At 62.2% G+C, this 13,304-nt stretch carries 8 protein-coding genes, 1 pseudogene and 1 other annotated feature; of the genes and pseudogenes, 2 read left to right on the plus strand and 7 right to left on the minus strand.

Annotated features, from left to right (window positions below; translation table 11 throughout):
- Nucleotides 1-180: 180 nt before the first annotated feature.
- From OVA32_RS10100 to OVA32_RS10125, 6 genes are read right to left on the minus strand one after another with little or no spacing between them, the layout of a single operon-like run.
- Nucleotides 181-2,031 carry a hypothetical protein gene (locus OVA32_RS10100; protein ID WP_248087475.1) on the minus strand — a complete coding sequence of 617 codons (1,851 nt, stop codon included), beginning with the start codon at nucleotides 2,029-2,031 and terminating at the stop codon, nucleotides 181-183.
- Nucleotides 2,021-2,752 carry a M48 family metallopeptidase gene (locus OVA32_RS10105; RefSeq protein ID WP_248087477.1) on the minus strand — a complete coding sequence of 244 codons (732 nt, stop codon included), beginning with the start codon at nucleotides 2,750-2,752 and terminating at the stop codon, nucleotides 2,021-2,023. The genes OVA32_RS10100 and OVA32_RS10105 overlap by 11 nt, the downstream gene beginning before the upstream one ends.
- Entirely contained in the window at nucleotides 2,739-5,819 is a 3,081-nt protein-coding gene (locus tag OVA32_RS10110; protein WP_248087480.1) for a type I restriction endonuclease subunit R, read from the minus strand. The genes OVA32_RS10105 and OVA32_RS10110 overlap by 14 nt, the downstream gene beginning before the upstream one ends.
- Nucleotides 5,816-6,556, minus strand: coding sequence for a TIGR02391 family protein (locus OVA32_RS10115; protein WP_248087483.1), 741 nt, complete (start codon nucleotides 6,554-6,556; stop codon nucleotides 5,816-5,818). Before OVA32_RS10115 ends, OVA32_RS10110 begins: the two co-directional genes overlap by 4 nt.
- Nucleotides 6,553-7,716: a restriction endonuclease subunit S gene (locus OVA32_RS10120; RefSeq protein WP_248087485.1), complete on the minus strand. Its 1,164-nt coding sequence runs from the start codon at nucleotides 7,714-7,716 to the stop codon at nucleotides 6,553-6,555. Before OVA32_RS10120 ends, OVA32_RS10115 begins: the two co-directional genes overlap by 4 nt.
- Entirely contained in the window at nucleotides 7,713-10,169 is a 2,457-nt protein-coding gene (locus OVA32_RS10125; RefSeq protein ID WP_248087488.1) for a type I restriction-modification system subunit M, read from the minus strand. Before OVA32_RS10125 ends, OVA32_RS10120 begins: the two co-directional genes overlap by 4 nt.
- 341 nt (nucleotides 10,170-10,510) lie before the next feature.
- On the opposite strand from OVA32_RS10125, the gene OVA32_RS10130 reads away from it, so the two are divergent.
- Together OVA32_RS10130 and OVA32_RS10135 are read left to right on the plus strand one after the other, a co-directional pair.
- Nucleotides 10,511-11,041: an ATP-binding protein gene (locus tag OVA32_RS10130; RefSeq protein ID WP_248087491.1), complete on the plus strand. Its 531-nt coding sequence runs from the start codon at nucleotides 10,511-10,513 to the stop codon at nucleotides 11,039-11,041.
- Nucleotides 11,042-11,090: 49 nt separating this feature from the next.
- Nucleotides 11,091-12,338: pseudogene (locus OVA32_RS10135) on the plus strand (IS3 family transposase).
- Nucleotides 11,369-11,497 (plus strand) — a sequence feature (AL1L pseudoknot). (Overlaps the previous pseudogene by 129 nt.)
- 286 nt (nucleotides 12,339-12,624) lie before the next feature.
- Here OVA32_RS10135 and OVA32_RS10140 read toward each other — a convergent pair.
- Entirely contained in the window at nucleotides 12,625-13,215 is a 591-nt protein-coding gene (locus tag OVA32_RS10140) for a recombinase family protein (RefSeq protein WP_248087494.1), read from the minus strand.
- Nucleotides 13,216-13,304: the final 89 nt, after the last annotated feature.

Genomic DNA, 13,304 nt, shown 5'->3' on the forward strand with positions numbered 1-13,304 from the left:
CAGGGCGCTTCAGTCGCTCGAGTCCAGAACCTGCTGCTCTACCGTTGCCATGTCGAGTTATCCGTCCTCGTGTCCTGGCTCCGGCGTCTCGTCCGTTCACGCATCGGCTTCAATGCTCGACGCCGACAGTGGGCCGCGCGCGTCGATAGCGGCGACTCAAGCTTGAGGTTGTCCAAGCTTCTACCGGTCGCCTGCATCATGAGCAGCCCCCCTCTGGTCCAGCAGTGACGAGCGTTCTTGAACGTCAACATAAAGCACAAACTGGCGCGGTACTCGCTGACCTCGACCACCCACTCGAAGAGCTCCGCGCCACGCCGCTACACATAGCGCCCAGAGGAGCTTCAAGAGCCACCATCCGATCGCACCGATGAGTGGAGCAAGAACGACGAGCCAAGGCCCCCATGCTCCGAAGTTGGCCACCCACATCAGCGGAGTGAGGAGGCCGGCAAGGGTCGAACCTTCTGGAGTCTCCCTGACCAGGTCGAGTAATTCCGAGAGCGTCGGAATGGCTACCAGAACGGCGAGGACGGTCCCCACCCACGTCAGCGCGAGCGATCGTCGCGCTTGTATAGATGCATCGCGCGTCGCGTTCGCTTGTGCTGCGAGCCCAAGTGCCGTCTCGATGGTGCGGCGGATGTCATCACCGCCGAGATCAGCGAGAAGGTGAGTAGCAATCTCACGAGCAGATCCGTACCGAATCTCGTACTGGCGCATGGCCGAAAACACGGCAACTGCCTCGTTCTGCACCGACTGAAGCCGCGCTCCGAACAGATTCGAGCTCGAGACCGCGTCCTCAAGCGACCGCAATCGGAAGTACTGGAGAAGTACGTGCTCAATCAGTAGCACCGTCTTGAGGTGCTCTATTGGCGCAGGCGGCTCACCTTGAGTCTGAATCCTGGTCGTAGAGGCCTGGTTCGATATCAAGATCGAGTCTGGGTTGAGCGAGAAGTTCTTCCCAGTGAGCTTGTCGTGATGTATCCGCCCACCGTTGTTGTAGCGAGTTGTGATCCGGGCGAGATCTTCCTGATGTTCTGTCGGCCACTGAGCAGTTTCACAACACTCCCCAGCGGTGGCAAACAGGGTGGCGTAGGTGTTCCACTCGCGAGGGATCCTCTTGCCGATCGCCGCACCGACTGCGATGAGGTAACGCTCCAGTGACTCTGCCATCGTGACCTTCTCGTCGAAGACCATCTCGCGGAGACGGGCGCCAGCGTCAAGTTCGTCAAGCCATCGTCCTCGCAGTTGGCGAGCGGGCAGACCCTTGAGGAGAGGCTCTGCCATCTGAGACTTGGCGATGACAGCGCGATCTGAGCGTGAAAGCTGCACGAGCTGCGGCGTAGTCAGTTCACGATCGACGGGCATAGCTATCGTGAGCTGTACTGCTCCGGAAGAGTGAATAATCAGGCGAGGCTCAAACACGACGTAAAACGTCTCGTCAGTGCCGGGAAGACGAATATCGTGGTACGAGCCCCGAAGCGTAAGGCGAACAAACTCGTCCTCATCGCGACTCCGTCCGCCGAACAGGCCCGCATCGAGTGTGCGTTCAACCGCAGCAATTGTTTGTGCCCCAGCGACGACATCGGTGCCAAACTCTACTGCTTCATCGAGCGACGAGAGTCCCGCATCTGCTTCCCCTTCCACCTCGGCCTCAGTAGCAGTCAACTTGCGCCGTCGCACTAGATTGCGGCCAACCATCGACGGGTGACGCAGCACAAGGCGCGAGATCGATCTAAATGTCTTCTCATCTTGGAAGGTCAGGAAATCTTCTTTGAGTCGCTCGGCGTTCCGTAGCGATGAAGTCAGCCGACGCAGGCTCGGAGTGACGCGCACATCAGACTCTGAGGGCCAGGCAGCGGCCACAGCCAGATCCGCGGCGAGTAGGCGGCGAACAGCTCGATTGAGGTCAAAGGGGCCGCCAGCATGCGTTGTCATCGTGAAGTGGACGGTTGCATCACTAAACTGCGCGAAGTGACGCCCGTCATCATCGGCTTGAATTGGGATGACCGTCTCGGGCACTCGCTCAGCCTTCATAGCTCCACTCCTCCTCGGCAAGCGGCGAGCCATTGAGCAGGTCACGTCGCATCCGCCAGTCAGGCAAATGCTTGTCCATGAGCGCAGCGAACCTTGCGCCATGCCCTCGCTCGAAGTAGTGCATGAGTTCGTGCGCCACGATGTACTCTAGGCACACCGGGTCCTTCTTCGCCAGCTCCACGTTGAACCAGACGTTGTGCGTCTCGCGGTTGCAGGAGCCCCATTTGGTCTTCATCTTGCGAACCGTCCACTTCGGCACGGTGACATCGAGCTCGGACTCCCACCTGGAGATGAGATCCGGCAGCGCGTTGCGCAGCAGCTCCCGGTACCAGCGATCAAGAACCGCCCGACGCTGCTCAGGCGTGGAGACAGTCGACGCGTAGAGAACGAGGCGCTCTCCATCGAGTTCAATATGAGATCGTCCGGGCCGCTCAACGACCTTGAGGCGCTTACGCGTCCCCCAGACATAGTGACTCTCGCCCGTCACCATCTCGCGCATCGACTGGCGTGCGGCCCCAGCCAGCTCCTTGCGCTGCCGACGGATCCACGAGAGCCGCTGCACCACCGCGAGACGGATGGTGTCGTCATCGAAGCGCGTCGGCGCCGCGACCCGAACACGACCAGCGGGCGGGTAGACGCCGATGTGCAGATGCTTGATGTCCTTGTAGACGACGTCGATGTCGATGCCGCGGACGGTGAGGTACGCGTTAGCTGTACTCATCATGCCTCTTCACCAAGTCGAACAGCGCGTCCGCACGCGGATCTCCCTCGGGGAACTTGCGGGCGATCGCACGTTTGACCTGCTTGCGCTTGAGCGCATTACCTTTCCAGCCATGCTGCTTGTTGTTGCGCACGGTTGACTCGACCTGGTGCGCAAGGTCAGCATCACCATCGAGGGCATCAACGATCGCGCGCTGGCCGTCGCTCTTCACCCATGACGGGTAGCTCTTGCCAGTGTCCTTGCTGCCGGCCTGCTGTGCGATGTCGAGGATCTTGGCGAGGTACTCCTCGTACTCGAGTGCCTGCTGGCGTCGCTCTTCAAGAACGGCGTCGAGAAGCTCGCTTATGCGGTCGAAGAACTTCGGATTCGTCCCGTGCTCGTCGATGATGAGCTTGCGGGTGTTGTTGACGATGGTTTCGGCCACCGCCTCCTTGTTCTTCTTGACGTTCGGCGGCAGCTTGTCGATCGCTCCTGCGCCCAGCTTCACGATCAGGTCGATGAGCCCGTCGTTCTCAAAGTTCGAGACGACCTCAGACGCGCCGGCCTTGATGTATGTGTCCAGCAGGAAGCGCATGTCCGCCTCGTAGGCCTTGAAGTCGACGTCCTCGCCAGCGGCAAGCTTCACCTCTGCCCGCACATCGCTGTAGTGCGCAATCTCCGCCTTGATCTTCTCGACGTCGGCAGGGCTGTAGCCGGCCGCGCTCATGTCGTTGGCGATGTTCGCAAACGCCCGCGTGACTCCGGCCACGGCCTTGTAGAGCTCGACGCGCTTGGGCTCGTTGTCCTTGATCTCCTGCGCATTTCCAGCCTCGCGAGCAACAAAGTAGGCCCGGTACTCATCCGTACCCTTCGGCGGCAGCACTGGTTCACAGAGGGCTCGGATCTGCTCAAGGGCGTCCTCGAGGTTCTCACGCGCCTTCTCAATGCGGTCGGAGAGCAGGCCTTCGATGTCCTGCTTGTCGTACCCCTCGAAGGCACCGGTCGTGTAGTCGTCGATGGCCTTCTCGAGCGACTTGAAGAGGTCGCGGTAGTCGACGATGTAACCGTAGTCCTTGTCGTCACCGTCGAGGCGGTTGACGCGGCAGATCGCCTGGAAGAGCCCGTGATCCTGCATCTTCTTGTCGATGTACAGGTACGTGGCGCTCGGAGCGTCGAAACCAGTCAGCAGCTTGTCCACCACGATGAGGAGGCGCATCTGGCCCGGCTCATCGATGAACTGCTTCTTCACGGCAGCCTCGAACTCCTCGACCCGGCCCATGGCTTCGTCTTCGGACGTCTCGAAGTAGTCCGCGAGCATGCGCCGGTACGTGTTGAAACGTGCCATCTTCTCGGTCAGCCCAGCGCCGGAGTCCTCCTTCGAGATCTCGCTGACACTCGGCTCGTAGCTCGTGACGATGGCGCACTTGCCCTTGAACCCGGCGGCCACGAAGAGGTCATAGAATGTGCAAGCCTGGCTGATGCTCGAGCCAACGAGCATCGCGTTGCCGCGACCATCCATGAGCCTCGGGCGCGTGTCCATGTCGAACAGGATGTCCGCCACGATCTGCGATGCCCGCGACTTGCTCGAGATCACCTTCTGCATGGTGCCCCAGCGCTTCTTCAGCTCGGCGCGACTGAGGTCGGTCATGCCTTTGGTCTTCGCCTCGAACCACTTGTCGACGTGCTGCGGCGACGTCATCTCTTGGTCGATGTCACGCGCCTCGTAGCGCAGATCCAGCACGACGCCGTCGTCGACAGCCTCATTGAACTTGTAGGTGTGGATGAACGAGCCGAACGTCTCGATGCTCGTAGCCTTGTCCTGCTTGAGCAACGGCGTGCCCGTAAAGCCGATGAACATCGCCTCGGGCAGGAGCTTCTTCATCGCGTCGTGCATCTTCCCCGACTGCGTGCGATGGGCCTCGTCGACGAAGACGAAGATGTTGCCCTTGGCCTTGAAGTCAGCGGGCCGGGAAGCGCTGAGCTGTTCGATGTAGTCGTCCGTGTCCGCCGTCGCCTCATCGTCGTTGCCGCGGAACTTGTGGACGAGCGAGCCGATCAGCCACTGCTCGGACTTGTTGAGTGTCGCGATCAGGTCGGCGCCGCTCTTGGTGCGGTAGAGCGACTCGCTGACGCCGTTGAAGACCTTCTCGATCTGGTCGTCGAGCTCGGTGCGGTCAGTGATGAGGAGTACGCGCGCATCCGGCTGGTTCTCGCGGATCCACTTGGCGAGCCACACCATCGTGAGGCTCTTGCCGGATCCCTGGGTGTGCCAGATGATGCCGTCCTCGCGCTTGGCGATACGTGCCTGCGCGGCCTTGATGCCGAAGTATTGGTTGTGACGTGGGCCCTTCTTGACGCCCTTGTCGAATACGATGAAGTCGTGGATCAGTTCGAGGAAGCGGCCCTTCGAGCACATCTGCAGCAGCGCACGATCGAGCGGGGACTGGACGTTAGAGTCTTCCTTCCACTCGAGCCAGTACTTCTCTGGGGTGTCGATCACGCCGTAGCGGAGCCCCTCGGCGTCGTTGCCAGCGAAAAGGAACTGCGTCGGGGCGAAGAACGGCCGAATGAAGTCCTTGCTCTGGTTACCGATGTTCTGGCGAATGCCTTCGCTGACCGAGACCTTGGAGCGCTTGAGTTCGATGATGCCGAGCGCCAGGCCGTTGACGTAGAGCACGACGTCAGGGCGCTTCGTGTGCTGGCCGAGCACCGTGACCTCTTCGGCGATAGCGAAGTGGTTCGCGTTCGGATCCGCCCAATTGATGAGATGTACGGTCTCGGACTGCTCGCCGACGGTTGCCTTGACCTTCACGCCGTAGCGGAGCAGTTCGTAGACATCGCGATTAGCTTCGTAGAGGTTACGCCCGGCGCCAACTGCCGCTGCCTTGTGCAGGCGATCGAGCGCCCGACTGATGAGCGCCGGGTCGTACCCGCGCGCTTGCAGGTTCTGGATCAGCAGATCGTCTTCGATGCCGCTGCTGCGGTTGCCGTCGTGCCAGTCGCCGAGGTACTCGTAGTCGAGCTGCTCCCTGAACAGCTTGACGACGCGACTCTGCGTCTTACGTTCGATCTGGCCTACGGTGCTCATGACGATTCTCCTGCGTGCTCCACAGTTGATTCATCCACCCACCGCGCGAGCACGCTCAACGCGGCCAGGTGTTCAAGTGCCACTTGCTCAGACATCTCTTGATCCACCTCGTGGCTGAGCGGATTCCGGATCCCTGCGAAAACGCCCTCCGCGAACGCCATCGCGCCACGCTGTACCGAACGATACGTGTCACTGTCCTCCGGAGTCAGGCGACGAAGCCGGGCCATTCCGGGCTTCGCCTCGTCAAGCGAGAACGACTGCTTGAACAGATCCGTCTCGCTGACATCACGACGGCCAACCTTGTTCTGCGTCTCCGCATTCAGCTTGGTCGCGGCATCGCGCACAGCCTGGACGAAGTGGCCCGACTGCCACAGCGAGCGTGCACCACTCCAGATCCAGGGGTGAAGGTTGGAAGCAGAGATCTCAGGGGCGTCGTCGCCGAGGTTCTGCCGGATCTCGTCGGCACGGATAAGTTCTTCGCGAGCTCGGATCACCGCTTCTCGATGCTTCGCCCACCGGTTGTTGGCCATCTTGCCCGTGAGTTCGTCGCGCCAGTTCGGCGTGACGCGCACCAGGATCTTCTCGACGATCTGCGCTTGCTTGGCGACCTCCGCCTCCGGCGCAGCGGTGTAGTCAGCGGTCGTGATGAACCCATCCACGCTACCGTTGCGCATCACGGTTTGGTCGATGAACTTGTCGAATTGCTCGATCGCCCATTCGGTATTTAGTCCGCTCATTCGGCGTCCTCCGCAGGGAGGCGCACCCGACCCGTGAGGAGTTGTTGCATCATGCCACTCTTGACAGTTAACGCCTTGGTGAGACGTAAGCGCAGGAGCCGGACCTCGGAGTCCGCATCATCCAAGACTGCCGTGAGCGCAGCAGCCTCCCGCGGATCAGTCGGAACAGAGACACCGAACTCAGCGAGGCGCTTCTTCTGTATGTTCGGTAACCCGGAGCCGACCCGCAGGCCCATTATCTGAGGCTGCACCGACTTGAGACGGTGATACAAGAACCCGACGGTGTGACCTTCGTGTCGTGGGTCGAGGGCATAGCAGTGGCCGCCGAGCCAGAAGTCCCCTTCAGGTCGTCCAACCCAGCCGCAGGAATTTCCACCTTCGCTCACAGTCACCACGGCGCGCCGGACGTTCGGGGTCGACGTGTACCCAGACGGCTCGACCCCTCCGTTCCATACAGGAACAGGCTGAGTCGCATCCATTGCGGCACGGCCGAGTTGCGCGCCCTTCGCAATCGACGCGATGTCACTGATCCGCCGCTCGACCCAGGGCCGGACGAAACCGGGAAGACGCGCCTTGCCGGACAGAAGCTGCTGCTGCATGCCGGTGCTGACTGCCTGCTTCTTGGTCAGGCCGCGCGCCAGCGCTGAAATGAGGTCGTCGACATCGGAGAGCACGGCGGCGACACGCTCCTGCTCCCTCCGATCTGGAAACCGGAAACTCAGCATCTTCAGCGTGCCGATCGAAAGCTCCTGGCGCGTCGAACCCACGGCAGCCTGCTGAAGGGTCTGCTGTGCCAGAGGAAACTGCAACATCTGAAACCAATACGACGGATCGTGCACGTCCCCTAGCCGCAGGCGAGCGACATCGCGACTGATATTTCCAACGAACCCTTCAGGGACCAGGCCAATGCGCCCGGTAGTACCCTTGACCGAAATTAAGACATCTCCACCAGATACTCGGCTTCTCCTGTAAGCCGCCTCCACCGAGAGAGCGCTCCGGTGAACTTTGTCGATCGAAGGGATCGGGAGATCCCGAATCGCAATAACCGGGATGCCATCTCGTACATGTGCGCCAGGTTGCACGATGCCGTATCCGATCGGCGCATCAGTCCGCGCGACGTCGCGGAGCTGAGCCTCCTGCCAGTGGGTAGGCACGTTCATCTGGCGACCCCCATGGATACGAGGTGTTCTGCGACCCTGGCCCCTAGTTTTGTCAGTTCGGCGTCGAGTTCATCGATAGTTTCGGCATAGCGCTCTCCGAGCTGGCGGATACGGACGACGAGGGCGTGCGTCAGCGCGTTGACCTCACCGTCAATCTTCGCCGCGATGGCGGCATGCCACTTGTCGTCCAGCATGATCGACTTGACCTCGTCGTCCGTAAGGTCGCCGTACTTGCGGAGTGTCATCTCGTCGAGCGCCACTTGATCACGCTTCGCAATCCGCTTCAATGAGGCTTCTGCATCTACGAGCGCAAGAGCACCACGCGCGACATCGAGGGTTTCTCCATCGTGAGCAAGCTTCGCCGCCTTGATGACCGCATTCACAAGCTGTTTCGTGTAGGCGCCTTTGTCGTTCGTCGCTTCAGCGAGCACGCCTTCATCGACACCGTGCTCCTCTGCGTGCTCAGTGACCGCTGTCGTCGCCGCCTCGAGCTCTGCATTCACCTCATCGACGCGCGCCTGCTCATCTGTGAAGTAGCGCGCCACGATGAGCGATGGCGGGACGAGATCCATCTTGTACTTGGTCTTTTTGCGACCGGTGCCGAGCTCGAGGTCTGGAGTCTCGTTAAGCTTGCGCTCCTTGTCCTCGATGGTCAGGCGGGGTGCCGCGGCTTTCGCCCAGTCTCCGCCTGCGCTCAGCTCCGCCATGATCAGGCTCAGGTCGTCGTGCATGACGTCATGCCAGTAACTCATGAGCTGCTGGTACGCGTCATACTCGTTGAGAAGCGGAACGGGCTTGAACCGCTCGAGCAGGTCGTCGCTCAGCGTCGTAATGAGGTCACCCGGCTTGGTCTCGGCCGTGAGGTTCAGGAGCGCGTCACGATGAGCGGCGAACCACTCGTCGACGATGGCCGCGACCTGTGCCCGGAGTCTGTCGAGCCCGCTGCGGTGAAGCGCGTAGTTCTGCACCTCACTCAATTCGACCTTGAGGCTGGAGTATCCCTCACGGAGCGGCTTGAAGAGCGCGTCCTTCAGTGACGGCAACGCATCCCAATACTTCTGAAGTGCCTCGACGTCGCGGTTCGGGATGCCTCCGTTGAAGTGCGCGGAGAGATCCTGCAGGTCTTCGGGCTCCGAGCTGTCGATGTAGCGCGGGATGTTGAGGTTGTAGTCGTTCTTCGGATCAGCGATCTCGCTCATCGGCACCATGCGCGAATAGCGATCGATCTCGATCTGCTTATTGAACGCGTCGACGATGCGGTGAATGTCCTGGTCGCGAAGACGGTTCTTGGCACCGTCCTTGATGAATCCCTTGGACGCGTCCACCATGAAGACGCCGGTACGTCCAACGGCGTTCTCCTTGTCGAGCACCACGATGCAGGCAGGGATTCCTGTGCCGTAGAAGAGGTTGGCCGGCAGACCGATGACGCCCTTGATGAAGCCGCGCTTGAGCAGCTCGCGGCGGATGTTTCCCTCGGCATTGCCGCGGAACAACACACCGTGCGGAAGGATGACGGCCGCCTTACCTTCGGACTTCAGCGACGTCAGTGCGTGAAGCAGGAAGGCGTAGTCACCGTTCTTCTCTGGCGGGCGGCCGTACTCGAAGCGGCCGTAGTCCTCCTCGAGCCCGTTGCTCCAGGACTTTACTGAGAACGGCGGGTTCATAACGACGTAGTCGAAGGTCTTGAGCCTCGTCCCGTTCGTCAGCTGCGGGTTGGTGATCGTGTCGCCCTTGTAGATCTCCGCGGTCTCGTTGCCGTGGAGGATCATGTTCATCTTGGACAGCGCCCACGTGGCGTTATCCTTCTCCTGGCCATAGATCGTCATGCCGCGCGGCGCCTCAGCAGCCGCCTTGAGCAAGAGCGATCCGGAACCGGCTGCGGCGTCGTAGACCGTCTCGTCCTGACGCGTCTGGCGGCCGATGCCGACAACCTTCGCGACGACGCGCGACACCTCGGCAGGCGTGTAGAACTGGCCCTTGCTCTTGCCCGACTCCGTCGCGAAGTGACGCATCAGGTACTCGTAGGCGTCCCCGAGCAGGTCGTCGCCCTCGGCGCGCGAGCCACTGAAGTCGAGATCGTTGAAGATCGTGACCAGCTTGGAGAGGCGATCTTGCATCTCCTTGCCGCTGCCGAGCTTCTCCGGGTCGTTGAAGTCGGCCTGGTCGATGACGTTGCGCAGGTCGTTGGCTTCGGCGAGCTTGCCGATGATCTTGTTGAACCGGTCGCCGATCTCCTTATCGCCCTTCGCGGCGAACATGTCGTCGAACGAACCACCTTCGGGCACCTCGATGAGACTGTCCGGATCAGACTTCGCCTTGTCCGTGACGTACTTCATGAAGAGCAGCGTCAGGACATAGTCCTTGTACTGGCTGGCGTCCATGCCGCCACGGAGCTGGTCCGCGCTGGCCCACAGCGAGCTGTAGAGGTCCGACTTCTTGAGCGCCACCGTCACGCCACCACCCTCGAGGGCGTCACGCCGCTGCTTCGTTCGTTGCTCAGACGGCTCGTCATGTCGTGTTCGTCTCCTGCGCACTGCGGCGCGTTAAATATCGGTGGGTCGCTGATCTCACGGTATCGGGGGCCTCTGACTTTCGGAGACTCCGACACCGTCACGATCGGCGTAGACATGCGTCACGACCGGGAGGCAGAACGCCTCGACCGAGCGTCGCAATCTGCCCTGATTTTACTCTGACCTGCGGTTTTAGTCGATATCGATCGTAGCCCACGGCCTCGCAGGCGACCCACCTGCGTCGCCTAACCAGTCGTGTCGCACGGGCGACGTAGGCTCTGATCATGGCAGACCTGAGGCTCCGGGCCAGCGACGACCACGTGGCCCGCATCGCCCACGAGGGCGACCCCGTGCGTGCCGTCGTCGAGCTGATCTGGAACGCCATCGATGCCGAGGCCAGTACCGTCGACGTCACCCTGAAGCGCAGCGAGTCGGAGGCCATCGACGAAGTGCGTGTCATCGACGATGGTCACGGCATCGCAAGCGCAGAGGTGGAGTCCACTTTCGGGCGCATCGGTGGCTCCTGGAAGCAACGTGCCGAGAAGTCGAAGAACGACAAGCGCACGCTTCACGGGAAGCTCGGCGAGGGGCGCCTCCGCGCCCTGGCCCTGGGCTCACGTGTGACCTGGTCGAGCCGAAGCACGTCGGTCGCCGGCGAACAGGAGGTCGTCACTATCTCGGGCAGTCGCCGCGAGCGAGACCGCTTCACGTGGGAGCACCGCTCCGCGTCGAGCAATGAACGCACCAGCGGCACCACCGTTGCCGCATACAACGAGGAGCAGCGATCGCTCAGCGTGCTGGACGCGAAGGACTGAATCGCTCCGGGTCTGGTGGAGGCTCTGATCCAACGGAAGGATGCAGAGCATGCCTGCACCACGGAAGTACCCCGACGAGCTCCGCGAACGCGCCACGCGGATGACGCTGGAAGCCCGTCAAGACCCCGCCACGAGGACCGGAGCGTTCCGCCGTGTGGGAGAACAGCTCGGGATCAATCCCGAGACGCTGCGCAACTGGGTCCGCCAAGCCGAGATCGACGGTGGCCACCGCCCCGGGATCACGACCAGCGAAGCCGCCCGGGTGGCCGAGCTGGAGAAGGAGAACCGTGAACTGCGGCGGGCGAACGCGATCCTGCGCTCGGCGTCGGCTTTCTTCGCGGCGGAGCTCGACCGCCCACAGCGCTGATCGTGGACTATATCGACGAACACAAGCACGAGTTCGGTGTCGAGCCGATCTGCACCACGCTCTCCGCAGCAGGCACGCAGATCGCACCGAGCACGTATTACGCGGCCAAGACGCGCCCTCCTTCAGCGCGCAGCCTGCGCGATGAGCAGGTGCTCGTGGAGATCCGGCGGGTGCATGAGGCCAACTACGGGGTCTACGGGGCCCGAAAGGTCCACGCGCAACTGCGGCGGGAGGGCCTGCAGGTGGCCAGGTGCACGGTGGAGCGGCTCATGCGAGCCGCAGGCCTGCGCGGGATCAGCCGCGCGAAGGGCCCGAGGACCACGGTCCCAGGCCGCGGCCCGGATGAGCGTCAGGACCTGGTGCAGCGCGACTTCACCGCGGCGGCTCCGAACCAGCTGTGGGTCGTAAGACATCACCTACTGCCGCACTTTCAGCGGATGGGTGTACGCCGCGTTCATCATCGACGTGTTCTCCCGACGGGTGCTGGGCTGGCAGCTGTCGAAGTCGCTGCGCACGGACCTGGCCCTGGATGCCCTCGAGATGGCGTTCTGGACGCGTCAGCGTGCAGGCCAAGACGTGGCCGGGCTACGGCATCACAGCGATAAAGGAGTCCAGTACGTCGCCGTGCGATACACCCAGCGGCTCGCCCAGGCCGGCGCAGTCGCCTCAGTCGGCTCGACGGGGGACTCGTATGACAATGCCCTCGCGGAGGCGTTCAACTCGCTGTTCAAGGCGGGGCTGATCCGGAACAAGGGGCCATTCAAGTCCATCGAGGGCCTGGAGATCGCGGTCGCGGAGTACATCGACTGGTTCAACCATCGGCGTGTGCACGGCGAGATCGGGATGGTTCCTCCGGTCGAGTTCGAGGACGTCTACCATCATGAGAATCCCGTGCCGGCGCCTGCCGGGGCGGCACTTACGAGCCTCTAACAAACCCGGGGCGATTCAGTCAGCACACCGTCGACGCGCACCCCGAAGTCCGGACGGACGGCCTCGCCCTCGTCCCCGACCACGGTGACCTCACTGTGGGCTACAACTCGGCGCCCTACCAGCTCCCCCACACCGCGCATCAGAGCAGCCACGGGTGCTGAGAGCGCCGCCTCTGCCTGCCCTGGACCACGCAGGTTCTCCCGCGCTGACACCGCGTAGGCGTTGACCAACTCGGGAAAACTCATCAAGCGTCCTTTCAAGAGCGGGAGCAGGGGCGTCGCCTTGCTCATAGATCGGAGGGTACTTCTTTTCTCGCACCCCGGGACAGCGAGGTGTACAGCGTCTGCCGGCTCACCCCGAACGCGCGCGCCACCTCCGCCTTCGGGATCCCCATCTCGATCATCACGCGCGCCTGCTCCACGTCGGTGTCCGAGAGCTTCGGGGCCTGGACGTACTTGCCGCGGGCTTTGGCTAGGGCGATGCCCTCGGCCTGGCGCTCCTTGATCCGCCGGCGCTCGAACTCAGCGAACGCCGCCAGGATGCCTAGCATGAGCCCATCTACTGGGGAGGTGCCGGACTTGTCCACGATGATCCGCTCGGACACGAACTGCACCGCGCATCCCTTGTCGGTGAGCTCGTCCACGATCGCGTACAGGTCCCGGGTGTCGCGGCCCAGGCGGTCCATCGAGGCGACCTTCACCAGGTCACCCTCCCGGACGTAGGCCATCAGCTCCGCCAGCCCGGTGCGCTTGGCCCTGGAGCTGCCGCTGATCTTGTCCTGGAAGATCCGGTCACACTCCCCCACCGCCTCGAGCTGACGGTCCAGGTTCTGCTCCGCCGAGCTCACCCGCACATAGGCCACCGTCTGTCCAACCATGTTTAAGACCCTCCGTCAATTGTGTCCAACGACCCGATTTGGGACCCACTCTGACGTGATGGTCTCGTAGGCGGCAGGGACGTGTAAAG

This window comes from Micrococcus sp. SL257, assembly GCF_026625585.1.
In the GTDB taxonomy this organism is placed as follows: domain Bacteria; phylum Actinomycetota; class Actinomycetes; order Actinomycetales; family Micrococcaceae; genus Micrococcus; species Micrococcus luteus.

What these genes read in the sequence shown, in the direction of transcription:
- OVA32_RS10120 (WP_248087485.1), bottom strand. Translation starts at nt 7,716, where the DNA reads ATGAACGTGCCTACCCACTGGCAGGAGGCTCAGCTCCGCGACGTCGCG.
- OVA32_RS10105 (WP_248087477.1), bottom strand. Translation starts at nt 2,752, where the DNA reads ATGAGTACAGCTAACGCGTACCTCACCGTCCGCGGCATCGACATCGAC.
- OVA32_RS10130 (WP_248087491.1), top strand. Translation starts at nt 10,511, where the DNA reads ATGGCAGACCTGAGGCTCCGGGCCAGCGACGACCACGTGGCCCGCATC.
- OVA32_RS10110 (WP_248087480.1), bottom strand. Translation starts at nt 5,819, where the DNA reads ATGAGCACCGTAGGCCAGATCGAACGTAAGACGCAGAGTCGCGTCGTC.
- OVA32_RS10140 (WP_248087494.1), bottom strand. Translation starts at nt 13,215, where the DNA reads ATGGTTGGACAGACGGTGGCCTATGTGCGGGTGAGCTCGGCGGAGCAG.
- OVA32_RS10100 (WP_248087475.1), bottom strand. Translation starts at nt 2,031, where the DNA reads ATGAAGGCTGAGCGAGTGCCCGAGACGGTCATCCCAATTCAAGCCGAT.
- OVA32_RS10115 (WP_248087483.1), bottom strand. Translation starts at nt 6,556, where the DNA reads ATGAGCGGACTAAATACCGAATGGGCGATCGAGCAATTCGACAAGTTC.